Origin of the sequence: Streptomyces argenteolus (assembly GCF_042902585.1) — a bacterium.
GTDB classification, from domain to species: Bacteria; Actinomycetota; Actinomycetes; order Streptomycetales; family Streptomycetaceae; genus Streptomyces; species Streptomyces argenteolus.
Map to the genome: position 1 here is coordinate 292360 of NZ_JBIBEG010000003.1, position 15439 is coordinate 307798.

At 73.2% G+C, this 15439-nt stretch carries 13 protein-coding genes; 1 reads left to right on the forward strand and 12 read right to left on the reverse strand.

Annotated elements, in window-relative coordinates; all coding sequences use genetic code 11:
- Positions 1 to 236: 236 nt before the first annotated feature.
- Together ACFY8O_RS13865 and ACFY8O_RS13870 are read right to left on the reverse strand one after the other, a co-directional pair.
- The gene (locus ACFY8O_RS13865) at positions 237 to 1370 is read right to left on the reverse strand and encodes a S1 family peptidase (protein WP_387902539.1); all 1134 of its coding nucleotides are present in this window, start codon (positions 1368 to 1370) and stop codon (positions 237 to 239) included.
- 178 nt (positions 1371 to 1548) lie between these two features.
- Positions 1549 to 3060 carry a carboxylesterase/lipase family protein gene (locus tag ACFY8O_RS13870; RefSeq protein WP_387901648.1) on the reverse strand — a complete coding sequence of 504 codons (1512 nt, stop codon included), beginning with the start codon at positions 3058 to 3060 and terminating at the stop codon, positions 1549 to 1551.
- 212 nt (positions 3061 to 3272) lie between these two features.
- Between ACFY8O_RS13870 and ACFY8O_RS13875 the strand changes: the two genes are divergently transcribed.
- The gene (locus ACFY8O_RS13875) at positions 3273 to 3920 is read left to right on the forward strand and encodes an HD domain-containing protein (protein WP_387901651.1); all 648 of its coding nucleotides are present in this window, start codon (positions 3273 to 3275) and stop codon (positions 3918 to 3920) included.
- A gap of 161 nt (positions 3921 to 4081) precedes the next feature.
- On the opposite strand, the gene ACFY8O_RS13880 is transcribed toward ACFY8O_RS13875, so the two are convergent.
- Genes ACFY8O_RS13880 through ACFY8O_RS13925 form a run of 10 tightly spaced genes read right to left on the reverse strand, consistent with a single transcriptional unit; the run spans position 4082 to position 15409 of the window.
- Positions 4082 to 5629 carry an ABC transporter ATP-binding protein gene (locus ACFY8O_RS13880; RefSeq protein ID WP_387901654.1) on the reverse strand — a complete coding sequence of 516 codons (1548 nt, stop codon included), beginning with the start codon at positions 5627 to 5629 and terminating at the stop codon, positions 4082 to 4084.
- Positions 5626 to 6435: an ABC transporter permease gene (locus ACFY8O_RS13885; RefSeq protein WP_387901656.1), complete on the reverse strand. Its 810-nt coding sequence runs from the start codon at positions 6433 to 6435 to the stop codon at positions 5626 to 5628. Before ACFY8O_RS13885 ends, ACFY8O_RS13880 begins: the two co-directional genes overlap by 4 nt.
- Positions 6432 to 7385, reverse strand: a complete 954-nt coding sequence (locus ACFY8O_RS13890; RefSeq protein ID WP_387901659.1) for an ABC transporter permease — start codon at positions 7383 to 7385, stop codon at positions 6432 to 6434. The genes ACFY8O_RS13885 and ACFY8O_RS13890 overlap by 4 nt, the downstream gene beginning before the upstream one ends.
- Entirely contained in the window at positions 7382 to 8977 is a 1596-nt protein-coding gene (locus tag ACFY8O_RS13895; protein ID WP_387901662.1) for an ABC transporter substrate-binding protein, read from the reverse strand. The genes ACFY8O_RS13890 and ACFY8O_RS13895 overlap by 4 nt, the downstream gene beginning before the upstream one ends.
- Entirely contained in the window at positions 8974 to 9804 is an 831-nt protein-coding gene (locus ACFY8O_RS13900; protein WP_387901664.1) for a class I SAM-dependent methyltransferase, read from the reverse strand. The genes ACFY8O_RS13895 and ACFY8O_RS13900 overlap by 4 nt, the downstream gene beginning before the upstream one ends.
- Positions 9801 to 11078: an MFS transporter gene (locus ACFY8O_RS13905; protein WP_387901666.1), complete on the reverse strand. Its 1278-nt coding sequence runs from the start codon at positions 11076 to 11078 to the stop codon at positions 9801 to 9803. Before ACFY8O_RS13905 ends, ACFY8O_RS13900 begins: the two co-directional genes overlap by 4 nt.
- Positions 11075 to 12238 (reverse strand): dipeptide epimerase, encoded by a 1164-nt coding sequence (locus tag ACFY8O_RS13910; RefSeq protein ID WP_387901669.1) that lies wholly within the window; start codon positions 12236 to 12238, stop codon positions 11075 to 11077. The genes ACFY8O_RS13905 and ACFY8O_RS13910 overlap by 4 nt, the downstream gene beginning before the upstream one ends.
- Positions 12235 to 13320, reverse strand: coding sequence for a PLP-dependent cysteine synthase family protein (locus tag ACFY8O_RS13915; protein WP_145805343.1), 1086 nt, complete (start codon positions 13318 to 13320; stop codon positions 12235 to 12237). The genes ACFY8O_RS13910 and ACFY8O_RS13915 overlap by 4 nt, the downstream gene beginning before the upstream one ends.
- Complete coding sequence (locus ACFY8O_RS13920; protein WP_387901673.1) at positions 13317 to 14156, reverse strand: Rossmann-like domain-containing protein; 840 nt, start codon at positions 14154 to 14156, stop codon at positions 13317 to 13319. The genes ACFY8O_RS13915 and ACFY8O_RS13920 overlap by 4 nt, the downstream gene beginning before the upstream one ends.
- Complete coding sequence (locus ACFY8O_RS13925) at positions 14153 to 15409, reverse strand: ATP-grasp domain-containing protein (RefSeq protein ID WP_387901675.1); 1257 nt, start codon at positions 15407 to 15409, stop codon at positions 14153 to 14155. Before ACFY8O_RS13925 ends, ACFY8O_RS13920 begins: the two co-directional genes overlap by 4 nt.
- Positions 15410 to 15439 lie beyond the last annotated feature (30 nt).

Here is a 15439-nt window from a genome sequence, read left to right on the forward strand (position 1 = left end):
CCTGGTGCCTCCGGCCTCGGAGGTGGGCGCCGCAGCGGGCCCTGGCGTCGGCCGGAAACGACAAGGTTCCGCTCCGGCACAGGGCCACCCCGCTGCCGCAGCAGACCGGTCATGTTCCGCCGGGCGCGGAGGGCCCAACGGGCCACCGGCACCCGGCGGTGCCCCTCGCACCCGGCGGTGAGCCGCCGGGTGCGAGGGGCACGAAGCGCGGGTGGAGCGGTGGGAGAAGCGCCGGATCAGGCGGTGTGCAGCGTCAGCCCGTACCGGTTGAGGATCTCGTTGACGGGCTGGTGCCAGGTCTCCCCGCCACTGCTGCAGTTGCCCCAGCCGCCGGAGGTGACGCCCTGCGCCTGGTCCCCGCTGATGAACGAGCCGCCGGAGTCGCCGGGTTGGGCGCACACGCTGGTCTTGGTCATCTGACGTACGGCGCCCTGGCTGTAGTTCACGGTCTCGTTCTTGGCCAGCACGTTGCCGCAGTGCCAGTGGGTGGTGGAACCGGAACGGCAGATGGAGGCACCGATCGGGGCCTCGTTGGATCCGCGTACCAGCTGGTCGGAGACGGTGCCCCAGCCCAGGACGACCGGGACGGTCCACCAGCCGCTGCCGACGTTGACCCACGCGTAGTCGTTCTCGGGGAAGGACGAGCCCTGGAAGTTGCCGATGGCCGAGCCGTCCCAGCCCCTCACCGCTCCCCCGGCCTGTCCGCAGTGCCCGGCGGTGACGAAGCCGCCGTGCACCGAGAAGCCTATGGAGCACCTGACGTTGCCGGTGTAGTACGGGTCGCCACCGACCGTGCCGGCGGCGAAGGTCTGCGGGGCGCCGGCGGTCTGCTTCACGGTGACGGGACCGGCTTCGCGCGCCTTGGCGACGAACGCGCGGACATCGTTGTCACGCTGCTTCGAGGCGACGACGTTCACCACCACGCTGCTCGTTCGGGGGTCGACGTGCCAGCTGCTGACCCCGCTGGGGGCGGAGAGCGTGTCCAGCGTGTCCTTCACCGCGTCGAGCTGACGGGCCGTATGACGGACGAGGCTCGTCCGCGCGCCGGTGGCACGGACGGCACGGGCCGAGGCCTGGTTTGTCACCGCCACCGTCAGCTTGCCGCTGTCCGCGTCGAACCAGGAGCCGCCGTACGCCGCCCCGGCGGCGCTGCGCGCCTTGCCCTCCAGCGCGGTCGCGGCCTTTTCCGCGGTGATTCTGGCGACCGCCTGGTCCTCGGTCAGCCCGAGGTCCCGCTGCATGGCCGTGATCAGGCCCGCGGAGGCCTGGGGGGCGGCGGAGGAGGGCGCGTCCGCCGCGGAGGCCTGGGTGAGTCCGGCGGTCGCCCAGGTGCCGATGATGAGCAGTGCGGAGAGACCGGTCCGCACCATCGTCGTATGTCTCAAGGGAGTGCCCCTTCGTGTTGTTCCAGCATCGTGGAGGTGGAACAGGAAGCAGCCGAGAGCCGTCTGAGAGCGCTCTCAGAGTGCCGTTACGGACTGTAGACCAGTTCGAAGGGCAGGTCCATGCCAATGACGCGTTCACGCGTCGGCCTGCGACGGCGGGAACTCACGGGGCGAGGAGGGGAAGCCCCGCCTCACGCCACGGAGCCCGGAAGGCGTCCTCCCGCCCGGCGGGCAGCTCCGTCGCGGTGTCCCAGATCCGCACGGGACCGCCCTCCGGGGTGAGCCGCGGCCACCCGGGGTCACCGGTGGCCGCGAAGTCCGCCCATGCGCGCGTCATCCGGGACGCGAGTGCACGGTCGGCCTCGCCCGGGGGGCCGCCGATGAGGAAGTGGACGTTCTCGTCGTCCACGGTGCCGAAGGCGAACGGGATGTCCGCGCAGTGCCAGGCCCTGACGGGCTGCCCCCGCCCGTCGCGCTGCCGGACGAAGCGGGCGAGGCGGGTCCGGCCACCCGCCCGCGCATGCACCTCGGCCAGTCGGCTGCTGTATTCGCCGAACAGCAGGTCTCCGTACACGGCCAGGAACAACTCCTGTACGGAGGCCCGGGGCATGCGTGCGCGATAGGCATCCATCAGGGCGGTGGGCAGCTGGAAGTCGGCGGCGAACCGGTCGAGTCGCCCGGCATCGAGGAGCGTGGCGCAGCTGCCCACGGCATCCAGCAGCCAGTACTCCTCCGCCGTGTGACAGACCATCAGCTCGACATCGCGGGCGGCTCCTTGGGCGCACGCCGTGAGGGGGTCGAGGGGCAGCGTGGGCCCTCCTGCCACCGGCCCGTAGATGGCCGGATCGTAGTGGCGCTGTCCTGATCCGGGATCGCGCCGGTAGCTCTCCGCCACCCGGTCGGAGGCATCGACCAGCCTCTTCGGGGAGGCGGACACGAGCCCTTCGTACGTGGCGGACACCCCGGCCTCCGCCGCCACCTCCGCCGTGGTCCGTGCGGCCGACCCCGGCGAGGCGCAGGCGTTGACGGCGCTGTGGGCGACGGCCCGCCGGAAGAGGCCGCGCGCCTCGTCCATCACCATGAGACAGGCGACCGAGGTCGCTCCGGAGGACTGCCCGGCCACGGTGACCCGGTCGGCGTCACCGCCGAAAGCGGCGATGTTGTCCCGCACCCACGCGAGTGCGGCGATCTGGTCCAGGAGGCCCCGGTTGTCCGGGGGGACGTCACCGCTCCCGGCGGGAGGAACATGGCCGAACCCCTCGAAACCCAGACGGTAGTTGAGCGTGACGACCACCAGCCCGTGGCCGGCCAGGGCGGTTCCGTCGAAGTCCGGCTGGGCGGAGGAGCCGAAGACGTACGCGCCACCGTGGATCCAGACCAGCACGGGGAGCGCGTCGCCGCCGCCTCCGGGCGTCCAGATGTTGAGGCTGAGCACGTCCTCGTCTCCGGGAGACCAGGACGGCGCCCCCGGCAACTGCGCGGACTGCGGGGCGACGGGCCCGAAGGCGGCGCAGTCCCGGACTCCGTCCCAGGGCGCGGCGGGCCGCGGGGCGCGGAATCTCCCCGGGCCGAACGGCGGTGCGGCGTAGGGAATTCCACGCAGCACGACGATCGCGGGATCGCGTTCGGCCGGCCGCCCCGTCACCGCCCCGGTCTTCGTCGCGTACGTCCTCATCCCGTGCACCACTCCCTGTCTCGACGTCCGGTCCGAAGTCAGCCTCGCAGCCTGCGGCCCTCGCGGGCCAACACCTGTACGCCCCCGATCCACGTATCCGCGAGGTGAATCAGTCGGGCGACCTGTCGGCCTGTCGGGCACGCGACGGCTCCCGGGAGCGCGGATCCTGGCACTGCCCACCCGACCCGTCGCACAGAGAGCCCGGTGATGCCATGGCATCCGGCCCGTCCCCGGTAGCGGACGTACGCGTTCCTGACACGAGGCTCGCCGTCGAGGCGACCGAGCTGGTACGCGACACCACCAGCGAACTCGTCTACCACCACTCGCGCCGGGTCTACCTCTTCGGCGCCCTCCAGGGCCGCCGGCGCGCTCTCTCCTTCGACCCGGAACTGCTGTACATCGGTGCCATGTTCCACGATCTGGGGCTCGGCGAGCGCTTCCGCTCCAGCGGACGACGGTTCGAGGTGGACAGTGCGGACGAGGCGCGTCGCTTCCTCCGCTCCCACGGGGTGCCGGAGGACGGCGTGCGGCGGGTCTGGACGGCGATCGCCCTGCACACCACCCCGGGCATCCCGGCGTTCATGGAACCCGAGGTGGCGCTGGTGACGGCCGGTGTGGAGTACGACGTGCTCGGCATCGGCTACGAGGACGTCTCCGATGCCGACCGCGCCGCGATCGTGGCCCTCCACCCACGGCCGGACTTCAAGCGGCGGATCCTCGCCGCGTTCACGGAGGGCGTCCGGCCGAAGCCGGAGACGACCTTCGGCAACGTCAAGGCCGATGTGCTCCAGCACTACGTGCCCGGTTTCGAGCGGGGGGACTTCGTACGCACCGTCCTCGATTCGCCGTGGCCGGAGTGAGACCGCAGGCGCCCGATGGGACCGCAGGCGACCGGTGGGACCGCAGGCGACCGGAGACGTGAAACGGGCCGCGCCGGCGGCGTGAGGCCGGCGGCGCCTGCCACCGGGCCCGGGCACGGCGCCGAGGGGCCGGACCGCCTCCGCACCGTGAGCCCTGCGCCTCAGGGACCGGCAGGGGCTCCCCGTCCCCGTGACGCATCGATCAGCTCGGCCGTGAAGGGGTGCTGGGGCGCGGTCAGGACCTGGTCCCTCGGCCCCTCCTCGACGACCCGGCCGCCGTCCAGCACCGCCACACGCGTCGCCGGTGCCGCGGTGTCGATGTCATGGGTGATCAGGACGAGGCTCAGCCCCTCGCTCCGCCGGATCAGTGCGGCGAGCAGGTCCAGCAGGGAGCGCCGTGTCACCGGGTCGAGCCCGGAGGTGATCTCGTCGCAGATCAGCACCCGGGGCCGGGCGAGGAGCGCCCGTGCGAGGGCCGCCCGCTGGAGTTCACCGCCGGACAGCCCGGCGGGCGGCCTGCGGACGAGACTCCCGTCCAGGCCCAGGTCGCCGAGGATCTGCCGCGCCTCCCGGGCGGCCTCCCTGGTGGGCGTACCCCGCAGTCGCGTCGCGGTGCGGGCCACCTGGTCCAGGACCGGCCGGTGCTCGTCGAAGGCGGCACGGGCGTCCTGGAAAACGTACTGCACGGCGGCGAGCTGTTCCCTGCTGCGCTCGCGCAGGCTGCGCGGAAGGGCCGTGCCGCCCAGCAGGATCTCCCCCGAGTGATCGCGGTGAAGTCCCGCGAGGCAGCGGGCGAGGGTGGTCTTGCCGCTGCCCGAGCGCCCGAGGACGGCAAGGCACTCGCCGCCTCGCAGGGCGAGCCGGTCCACGCGCAGGACGGGCTCGCGGGCGCCGCCGTTCCGGTGCCGGGCCACCAGTCCGCCGACGGTCAGCACCTCCGCGCCCGCACGTCCGGGGTCCGCGTACGGGATGCTCCTCGGTTCGGCGAGGAGTTCCTTGGTCCACGGATGGGTGGGGGCGTCCAGGACGGCACGGGCCGCGCCCTGCTCCACCACACAGCCGGCGCGCATGACGAGGACCTCGTCGGCGAGTTCGCGTACGACGTCCAGGTCGTGGCTGAGCAGCACTACGGCGATGCCCCGGGCGGCCAGCGCCGCCAGTTCGCCGACCACGCGCCGCTTGGTCAGCGCGTCCTGGCCGGTGGTGGGTTCGTCGGCGACGACGACACGGGCGCCGAGCAGCAGCGCCTGCGCCAGGACCGCACGCTGCTGCTGGCCTCCGGAGAGCTGGTGCGGAAAGCGGCGCGCCAGCGCGTCCCCGTCGTCGAGTTGGGCGTCGGCGAGTGCCCGGGTGACGCGCTCCGCGGCGGCGGCGCGCCGCTCGCGTCGGGGCAGCTCACGGACCTGCTGACGTGCCAGGTCGTACAGGAGAGCTCCGGTGCGCCGGGCGGGGTTGAGTACGGCCGCGGGGTGCTGGGGAACGTACCCGACCGGGGCCCCGGGCACGCGCACCTCGCCGGTGACCGTGGCACCGGCGGGATATTCGCCGAGCAGGGCGAGGCCGGTCGTCGTCTTGCCGCTGCCGGACGCGCCGACCAGCGCCGTGACGGTGCCGGGCAGGATCCGCAGGGAGACCCCGTCGACGAGCACGTGCCCGCCTACCTCGACCGTCAGGCCGGTGACGGCGGCGAGCACTGGTTCGTGGTTCATGGGCGGCGGCCCTTCCGGAGCGGGGTGCGGTTCTCCATGGCGGCGTCGACCAGCAGGTTGCTGCCCATGGTCAGGGCGATGATGAGCAGGGCGGGTACGACGACGGCCCAGGGCTGGAGGAGCAGACCGGTGCGGTTGCGGTCGACCATCACCGCCCAGTCGGAGGCGTCGGGGGCGACCCCGATGCCCAGGAAGGCCGCGGTGGCCACCAGGTAGAGCACGCCGGTCAGGCGGATGCCCGCGTCGGCCGCCAGGGTCCGCGCGATGGACCGGCCGACATGACCGACGGCGAGGCGCCACCAGCTCTCCCCTTGCATACGCAGTGCCTCCACGGCCGGGCTGGACGCCGCCCCGGCCGCCGCCGCGCGCACGATCCGGGCCGCGTCGGGGACGGAGACGAACGCGACCAGCAGCACGAGCCCGGTCGCGCCGGGCGGGAAGACCGCGGCGACGAGGAGCATCATGAGCAGCGAGGGAACGGCCAGCAGGACGTCCAGGGGGCGCATCAGCAGTTCCTCCAGCCACCTGCGGTGGGTGAGCGCGCAGGCCAGACCGACGGGCAGGGCGACGAGATACGCGAGAAGCGTCGCGGCGAGCGCGACAAGAACCACGGGCCTGCCCCCGAGCAGCACCTGGTGGACGACGTCACGGCCGACGAAGTCCGTGCCGAGCCGGTAGCCCTCGCCGAGGGTGAAGGAGGCGGCTCGGGCCGGGGCCTCACCCGCCAGGAACGGTCCCGCCAGGGCGAGGCCGAGGGGAAGGGCGACGACGGCCGCCCCGGGGCCGTATCTGCGCAGACGGTTCACGCCGCCACCTCCGAGCGTGGCGCGAGCCGGTGGGTGACGAGGTCGGCGCCGAGGTTGAGTACGACGGTGGCGAGGCCGAACACCACGGCGAGCCCCTGCACGACGGGGATGTCGCGGTCGGCCACCGCGTTCATGAGGACCGTGCCGAGGCCGGGGATCACGAACAGGGCCTCCACGACGATGACACCGCACAGCAGCCAGTCGATGGTGCGTGCCAGCTGCTGGGTGGCGGGGGCGAGGGCGTTGGGCAGGGCGTGGCCGTAGCGGATGCGGGTGCCGGGGAGTCCGTACCGCCGGGCCTGGGCGGTGTAAGGGGCGGCGAGCGCTTCGATCATGCCCGCCCTGACCAGCCGTGCCAGTGAGCAGACGGGCCGGGCGAGCAGGACCAGGACGGGCAGGACGAGCACGGCCGGATGGGCGAGCAGGCCGTCCCCGTAGCCCACGGCGGTCGGCGGGAGCCAGCCGAGCCGCAGCCCGAAGACACTCACCAGCAGGACTCCGAGGGCGAATTCGGGCACCGCGTAGACGCCCAGGGTGGCCGAGCTGATCAGCCGGTCGGGGAGCCGCCCCTCGTGCCGGGCGGCGAGGACACCGAGGCCGACGCCCAGGGGCACCAGGAGCAGCACGGTGAGGGTGGCGAGCAGCAGCGTGGGGCCGAAGCCGTCCGCGAGGAAGCCGGAGACGGGCCGCCCGGAGGTGAGCGAGGTGCCGAAGTCGCCGTGGAGCAGTCCCGTGACCCACTCGGCCAGGCGCTCGTGGGCGGGCCGGTCGAGTCCCATCGCCTCGCGGACGGCCGCGATGCGTTCCGGGTCGGGCTGGTCGCCGGCGAAGGCCACGGCGGCGTCACCCGGCAGTGCTTCGGTGAGCGCGAAGACCAGCAGCACGACGGCGGCCGTCTGCAGGAGGCCGAGGATCAGCCGCCGGGCGATCCAGGAACGCAGTCCGTTCACGCCAGCCAGACCTTGTCGAAGCGCGCCCAGTCGAGGGTGTTGGCGGGCGCCTCACGCGCGACGCCGTGGAGGGAGGGCGCGGTGCCGAGGATCCAGTCGCCGAACCCCCAGACGAGGAAGCCTCCTTCGGCGTGCAGCTTCCGTTGCATCCGGCCGTAGAGCGCGGCGCGCCCGGCCTTGTCCTCGGTGGACTGGGCCTGCTGGTAGAGGGCGTCGAAGGCCTTGTCGTGCCATTGGGTGGCGTTGGTGGTGGATCCGGTGAGCAGCCGCTGGGAGATGTGCGACTCGATGGGCATGGCGCCCGAGCGGTAGCAGCACAGGGTGCCGGAGTCGAGGATGTCCTTCCAGTAGGAGTCCTTGCTGCCCATGCGCACGTCGACGGTGACTCCGGCGCGTGCCGCCTGGTCCCGGAAGATCCCGGCGGCCTCGGTGAACCCGGCGGCGACGGCGGAGGTGTCGAGGGTGACTTTCAGCCCCTCCGCGCCGGCCCGCTTCAGCAGGTGACGGGCCCGGTCGAGGTCCTGCTCGCGCTGGGGCAGATCGTCGGCGTAGTACTCGTACCCCTTGCCGAAGAGGTCGTTGCCGGTCTCACCCGCGCCGGACAGGGCGCCGTCGACCAGTTCCGCACGGTCGGCGATGTGGAAGAACGCCTCACGGACCCGGGGGTCGTCGAAGGGCGGACGGTCGGTCTTCATGGCGAAGGCCTGCATGGCGCTGTTGCGCAGCCGGACGATCCCGATCGCCCCGGCCTTCTCGTGCGCGCGTCCGGTGGCGGGGGTGAGTTCGTGAGCGTACGCGATCTGGCCGCCGAGGAGGGCGTTGACCCGGGCGGACTCCTCGTTGGCCACGATGAATTCGAGCTCGTCGAGATGCGGGGCCCCGTCCCAGTAGGCGTCGTTGCGCCGCAGGACGGTGGAGCGGCCGGGGGTGAAGGAGACGAACTCGAAGGGCCCCGTGCCCACCGGTGCACGGTCGAACGAGGTGGCGCCGTCCTGGACGATGCAGGTGCCGAACGCCGCCATGACGTTGGGGAATTCGGCGGTGGGGCGCTTCAGCACGAATTCGAGGGTGCGCTCCCCCGTGGCCCGGCTGGCCTTCAGGTCGATGGGTTCCAGGGAGGCGCGGGCGCGGTAGGCCTTGGCGGGGTCGGCGATGCGCCGGTAGCTGTACAGGACGTCGGCCGCGGTCAGTGGCTTCCCGTCGTGGAAGTCCGCCCGGCGCAGGGTGATCCTCCAGCGGTCGAGGCTCGCGTTCGGCTCCCAGGCCTCGGCCAGGCGCGGCTCGGCGGACAGGTCGGCGGCGTAGTCGGCGAGCTTGTCGAAGAGAGCCTTGCCCCGGGCGGCGTCGACGAAGAGGTTGCCCAGGTGCGGGTCGAGGGTTTCCGCGGCGCCGCCTCCGGCGAAGGCGGCGCGCAGCCGTCCGCCGCGACGGGGGGTGCCGCCCGCCTTGCCCTCCGGGTCCTGAGACGTGCCGGGCCCGGAGCAGCCGGCGAGGGCGAGCGCTCCGGCTCCGGCCGCTCCTCCGGCGGCGGCGAGGAAGCCGCGCCTGCGCAGGGCGGGGAAGCGTTCGTGTCTGTCGTGGGGTGCGGTCATGGTCGTTCTCCTACGGGTGGGTGGACGGATGCGAGGGCCGTCGTCTTCCTCGCGACGAGGTGGAGCCGGTCTCCGTCCGCTGCGGAGCCGGGCTCGGCGCCCGGCCGCCAGACGGGTTCGGTGCGTGGCCCCGGGCCGTCGTGCAGGGCGAGGACCTCGAAGCCGTGGACCGTGAGGAAGTGGCGCAGCTCCTGGGGCAGGAGCAGCCGCCAGGCGGACCGCTCCTCCACGGGTGGGGTCCCGTCGTCGGCGGTCCATCGACGGGTGCGGCGCAGGAGCTGCGCGGCCCGGTCCAGGTACAGGGTGGTGGTCGAGCGGTAGGTGGTGCCCTCCCAGGTGAAGAGGGCGGTGCCGGGTGTGGCGGGAGGTTCGGCGCGCCCGAGGAAGTAGGCGCCGTTGCGCATCTCGGCGATCAGCAGCCCTCCGGGCACGAGAGTGCGGCGGCAGGAGGTCAGGAAGCCGTCCAGTTGTTCGTTGGTGTGGCAGTAGAGCAATGAGCTGTCCAGGCACACGACCGCGTCGAAGGCACCTCGCCCGAAGTCGAACCGGCTGAGATCAGCCTGTACGTGGACGGGTCCCGGGTGGTGGAGGCGGGCATGGGCGAGCATGGTGGCGGAGAGATCGGCGGCCGTGACGCGGCGCCCGGCACGGTGGAGGTACGCCGCGTCACGGCCGGTCCCGCAGCCGAGGTCCAGGACGGCCGGGCCTGCTCCGTGACGGCGCAGGCAGTCCTCCGCCCAGCGTCCCGCGAGCCGTTCGGGGTCGGGGAATCGCGCCTCGTACAGCTCGGGGTGGTCGGTGAGGAGGTTTCCCTTGTGCTGGTTCATGCCGCCACCGCCACCGGTTCGGCCTGTTCCCGCGGGAGAGTCCCCCTGCGCTGGAGCCGGGCCACTCCCCCGGCCGAGGCCAGTCCGATCGCCAGGCAGCAGACCCACGGCAGGAGTTCGGCCGCGCCGCCGTGCGTCCCGTGCCGCTGGGCGGCGTCCATGGCCCAGCCGATCGCGGCGTTTCCGAGCGCCGCCGCGACCCCGGAGACGGCGTAGAAGATCCCGAAGTACGTGCCCGTCAGGGCCTGCCGCCCGAAGCCGGGTATCAGCTCCATGACGAAGGGCTGCGCGGTCATGACGCCGAGGTGGAGCAGGAGGGCCCCGGTCAGCACGGGCAGGACGCGCAGGGCGGCGTCCAGGGTGCCGTCCGGCGGTGTGTCCGTACCGGCCACGAGCATCGGGGGTACGAAGGCGAGCCCCATCAGCACGAGCCCGGTGGCGATCCAGCGCCCTCGGGTGCCCCGTGCTTGCAGCGCGCGGGTGATCCGCAGCTGGAGGGCGATCCCGGCGATCGTTCCCGTGAGGAAGACGAGCCCGGCGGCGCCGTCCCAGCCGGTGGCCTGCCGCGCTCCGGCGGGCAACAGCAGATAGAGCTGGTTCTCCAGGGTGAACATCCCGACCATGACCAGGGCGAAGGCGAGGAACGCGCGGTTTCCGACGGCTTCGCGCCAGTCCGCGGCGACGCTGCCCGTGGCCGGTGGCACCTTCCGGGCGGGGAGCACCAGTGCCTGGGCGACGGTGAGCAGCGCGAAGATCCCGGCTGCGGTGAGCGCGGAGGCCCGGAAGTCGACGAGCAGCAGGAGGCTGCCCAGCAGGGGGCCGATGAGGGCACCTGTGGTCGCGAAGACGTTGAAGAGGGCGAAGGCCTCGGCCTTGCGGTCTCCGGCCTCCTGGGCGAGGTAGGTGCGGACGGCGGGGTTGAAGAGAGCGCCGGCGACGCCGCTGAGCACGGACGCCGCGAGCAGGACGGGCAGCCCGTCCCCCAGCGCGAAGAGGGCGAAGCCGGCGGTGCGTATCCCGCATCCGGCGATGATGACTCCGCGCGCGCCGAGCCGGTCCGCGGCGGAGCCGCCTATGAGGAACAGGCCCTGCTGACTGAGATTGCGTACGCCGAGGACGACGCCGACGACGGCCGCCGACATGCCCAGGTCGTCGCCGAGGTGGGTGGCGAGGTAGGGGATGAGCAGGTAGAACCCGGTGTTGACACCGAGTTGGTTCACCAGCAGCAGGCGGATGGCGAGGGGGAAGCCGCGCAGGTCGCGCACGATCCTCATGGGGCCTCGCTCCAGGACGCGGCTCCGGGACGGGACCCGGCCCGGCTGCTGCTCCCGGCGTCGGCGCGGGCCACCGTCTCAGCGCGGGACGCGGCCTCGGCGGAGGACCGGGACCCCGCGTCGGCGCGCGGTCGTGCGCCGAGACCCGGCTGCCCGCTCGCCGTGACGAATCCGTCCGAGCCGCCGATGCCGGTCCACGGGTCGTGGGCCAGCAGGAGGTGCCCGTCGAGGTCGGCCCAGCGGGCGCGGTCGGCGATGTGGACCGCGGGGGCGATGCCCAGGGTGCTGGCGGTCAGGCAGCCGAGCATCAGGTCCGTGCCGCTGCCCTCGATCAGGGTCGCGATGCGCAGGGCCGCGTGGACACCTCCGCACTTGGCGAGCTTGACGTTGATTCCGTGGACGCGTCCGGCGAGCCGTCGCGCGTCCTCGTAGGTGACCGCGTCCTCGTCGGCGATGACAGGAAGGGGCGAGCGGGCGGCGAGGCGGGCGAGGGCCTCCGGGTCACCCGGGGCGATCGGCTGTTCCACGGCCTCGACGCCGAGTTCGGCGAACCGGGGCAGCAGCCTGCGTGCCTGGCCGGCCGTCCAGGCCCCGTTGGGGTCGAGGAGGAGCCGCACGCCCGGGGCGGCGGCCCGGACGGCGCGTACCCGGTCGAGGTCCGTCTCGGGGTCCGGATCGCCGGCCTTGATCTTGATCAGGGAGAAGCCCGCCTCGGCCAGCGCGCGTGCCTGGGTGGCCGCCCGGCCCGGGGACATCAGGGAGATGGTGCGGGCGGTGGCGGCCCTCGGCGCCACCGGGGAGCCGAGGAAGCGGTGGACGGCGGTGGCGGTGCGCTTGCCCACCAGGTCAAGGAGTGCGGCCTCGGTCGCGGCGGTCATCGCGGCCGGGGTGTCCGGCGCGGTGAGTTCACCGGCCCGCAGGGCGTGCAGCGCGGTCTCCGGGCCCGCGAACCGGGTGAGCGAGTCGGCGGTGCGGGTGGCCAGGCGGAGCAGGGTGGGTGTGTCCAGGCCGTAGAAGACGCTGGTGACGGCTTCGCCGTGGCCGCTGAGCCCTTCGTGCTCGACGGTCAGGCGGACGGCGTCGCGGGCAGTCATGGTCGAACGCGAGATGCGCAGCGGCTCGGCCAGGACGAGGCGGACGGTGGTCCGGGTGAGTTTCACGGCTGCCTCTCCAGGTCCTCGGCCAGGGGGTCGGTGACGGTGGTGCACCTGGCCCACCCTCCGGGCGGTGCGGCACGCGGATGGGGTACGTCGACGGGGCGGTCGGCGGTGAGGCCGGGGTCCAGGTGGTGGGCGGCCATGAAGTCGTCGTCGTACACGGTGCCGAGGTAGCGGTGGGGGCCGTCGGGGAAGACGGTCGCGACGGCCTGTCCGGGGTGGGCGCCGGCGGCCCATGCGGCGACGCGGGCGACGGCCCCGGTGCTCCAGCCGCCGCTGACGAAGTTGCCCCGTGCGAGGCGCCGGCAGGCGTCCGCCGCCTCGGCCGGCCCGATCCAGTGGACCTCGTCGAAGGCCTCGTAGGCGACGTTGCGCGGGTGGATGCTGCTGCCCAGGCCGCGCATCAGCCGGGGCGCCGCGGACTGCCCGAAGATGGTGGATCCGGTGGAGTCGACGGCGATGAGGCGCAGCCTGGGCCAGTGCCTGCGCAGCGGCCCGGCGATTCCGGCGCTGTGTCCGCCGGTCCCGACGCTGCAGACGAGGATGTCGAGGTGATCGAGCTGGGTGGCGAGCTCGGCCGCGAGGGAGGCGTAACCGGCGGTGTTGTCCGGGTTGTTGTACTGGTCGGGCCAGTAGGCTCCGGGGAGCCGGCCGAGCAGGTCGTGCAGCCTCTGGAGGCGCGCCCCCTGCCATCCGCCGTGCGCTGCCGGGCGGTCGACGATTTCGAGCCGCGCTCCGTACGACCTGAGCAACTGGCGCATGGACGGCTCCAGTTCGCTGTCGCCGACCAGCACGACGGGGTGACCGAGCGCCTGTCCGGCGAAGGCGAGCCCTATGCCGAGGGTGCCGGAGGTGGACTCCACGACCGGGGCCCCGGGCAGCAGTTCGCCGCGCTCCTCGGCGCCGAGGAGCATGGACACCGCGGCGCGGGCCTTCATGCCGCCGACGGCGTGCCCTTCGAGCTTGGCCCAGAAGCCCGGGTGCCGCAGGGGCAGTCCGGTGGTGATCCTGGCGAGCGGGGTGCGGCCGATGAGGGACAGCAGCTCGCGGTTGGGGGCGAGGGCGGGCAGGGACAGCGTGGTCATGAGGTGCCTCCGTCGCCGGCCCGGTAGTGATGGACGGTTCCGGGTCCGCCGTCGAGCCAGAAGAAGGGGTAGGGCTCGGCGCACACCGCCGCCACTCCCGCGCCCAGGAAGCGTGGCAGGACGGCGCTCCCGGTCTGCGCGAACATGACCAGCGACTTTCCGTGGGCCAGCGCGCTCCGGCGCAGGGGCTCGAAGGTGCCGTTGCCGAGCGTCATGCCGGAGGCCAGCACCGCGTCACAGCGGGCGATCTCCGCAAGGGCGTCGGTGGCGATGGGCTCGCCCCACTCGGTGCTGCCTCCCTTCAGGTCGCAGGGGATCGCGCGCAGTCCACGTGAACGGAGCTCTGCGAGGAGTGAGTTGACGACCCCGACGACCAGCACCGTCGCGCCGGGCGGCACGTCGAGCAGGTCGGCCACCGCGGTGGCGCGCGCCCGGGAGCGCTCCAGCGAGGTGCCGGCGGGGAGGTCCACCGGCCGGGCTCCCTGAGTGGGGCCGTGCGGCAGAAGGTCCATCAGGCAGGCGTCCAGCGCCGCGACGCGCACCGGCAGCAGCGGGTGGGCGAGCAGCGTGGCCAGCTCCGCACCCGCACAGTCCTCGACCGTGCCGGCGGGCAGGGCGCCGGGCTCGACCGCACAGGAACCGACGCTGCGGCCGAGGCGCAGGCTGAGGACCTCGTTACGGTAGCCGCCACGCCGTCCCTCGTGCCGTACGGCCTGGGAGGTGGTGAAGGCGACGTCGATGCGGCGGGTGGCCGGGGCCGGACCGAGTTCGCCCCGCAGGACCTGGTCGAGGAGCGTGTCGAAACAGGGGGCCGGAGTGCGCGAGGTCGCCGTCATGAGCGCACCAGCCGGGGGCGCACTCCCGCGAGCAGCGTCTCGACGCGTTGCCTGGCGCCGAGTCCGGTGGTGTCGCCCGCCATGATGTGCCCGAGGTAGGCGTTGTTGCTGTCCGCCGCTTCGACCCTGCGGCCGGCCTCGGCGAACTGGGCCTCCAGGACCCCGTCACCGCCCTCCACGTCGGTTTCACCGTCGAAGGACGCGAGCGTTCCGGCGGCCTCGGGCACTAGGAAGCCGATGGCCGCACTGCGCAGTCCGGTGTCGCGCCGCCGGAGATCGGGCTCCCGCCCGAGGGCCACGTCGACGCAGACGGCGGCGAGGTCGATCCCGGTGACATGCCGGATCAGCTCGGTGATGCGATTGCCGGCGGGCCGGGGATTGACCTCCACGACCCGGGGGCCGTCCCCCGTCAGCTTGATCTCGGTGTGCGCCACGACGTCGTCCAGCCCGAGCGCGGCCCCCGCGTCCAGCGCGGTGGCGGTCACCGCGGCGAGCGCCTCGGGGTCGAGCGCGGCCGGGAACATGTGCCCGGTCTCGACGAAGGCCGGAGCCCCGCCGATGCTCTTGTCCGTCACCCCCACGACGTGGGCGACGCCTCGGGAGGTCACGGTCTCGACGCTCACCTCGGGCCCCTGGAGGAACTCCTCCAGCAGGATGTGCGGGGTGCGCCGCTGCCCCCTCGCGTTGTACGGGAAGGCCGCCAGGGCATGACAGGCCTCGGCCAGCTGCACCTCGTCGTCCACCCGGCGTACGAACATGCCGGCGCAGAGGTCCACCGGCTTCACCACCAGCGGGTAGCCGAGGTCGGCTGCGGCGAGGACGGCGTCCGCCGCGTCCGTACAGACGGCGAAGCGGGGGCCGGGGACGCCGGCTGCGGCGAGGACGGAGCGGGTCGCGTCCTTGCGGCAGGCGTTCTCCATGGCCTCGGGCGAGGGGCCCGGCAGCCCGAGGCGGGCGGCGATCCGGGCGGCCGTCGGCAGGTAGTAGTCACAGGAGGTGACCACTCCGTCGAAGCGGAGGGCCGCATGCAAACTCTCCACCTGCGGAATCAGCAGGCCGCCGTCGTTGGTGGGCGCCGTGACGACGTTACGGGCGGTGAGCAGGGGGTGCTCCGCCCCTTCGGGCGCCGCCTTCAGGTAGTGACCCAGGTCGCGGGTCAGAAAGGTGAAGTGGTGCCCCGCCTCCCCCAGCGCCCGTGGCAGCAGTCTGCTCATCGACCCCACCCAGCTCTCGACCACCAGCAGATGACTCATGAACTCCCCCTTCTTCACGGCACGTCGGGA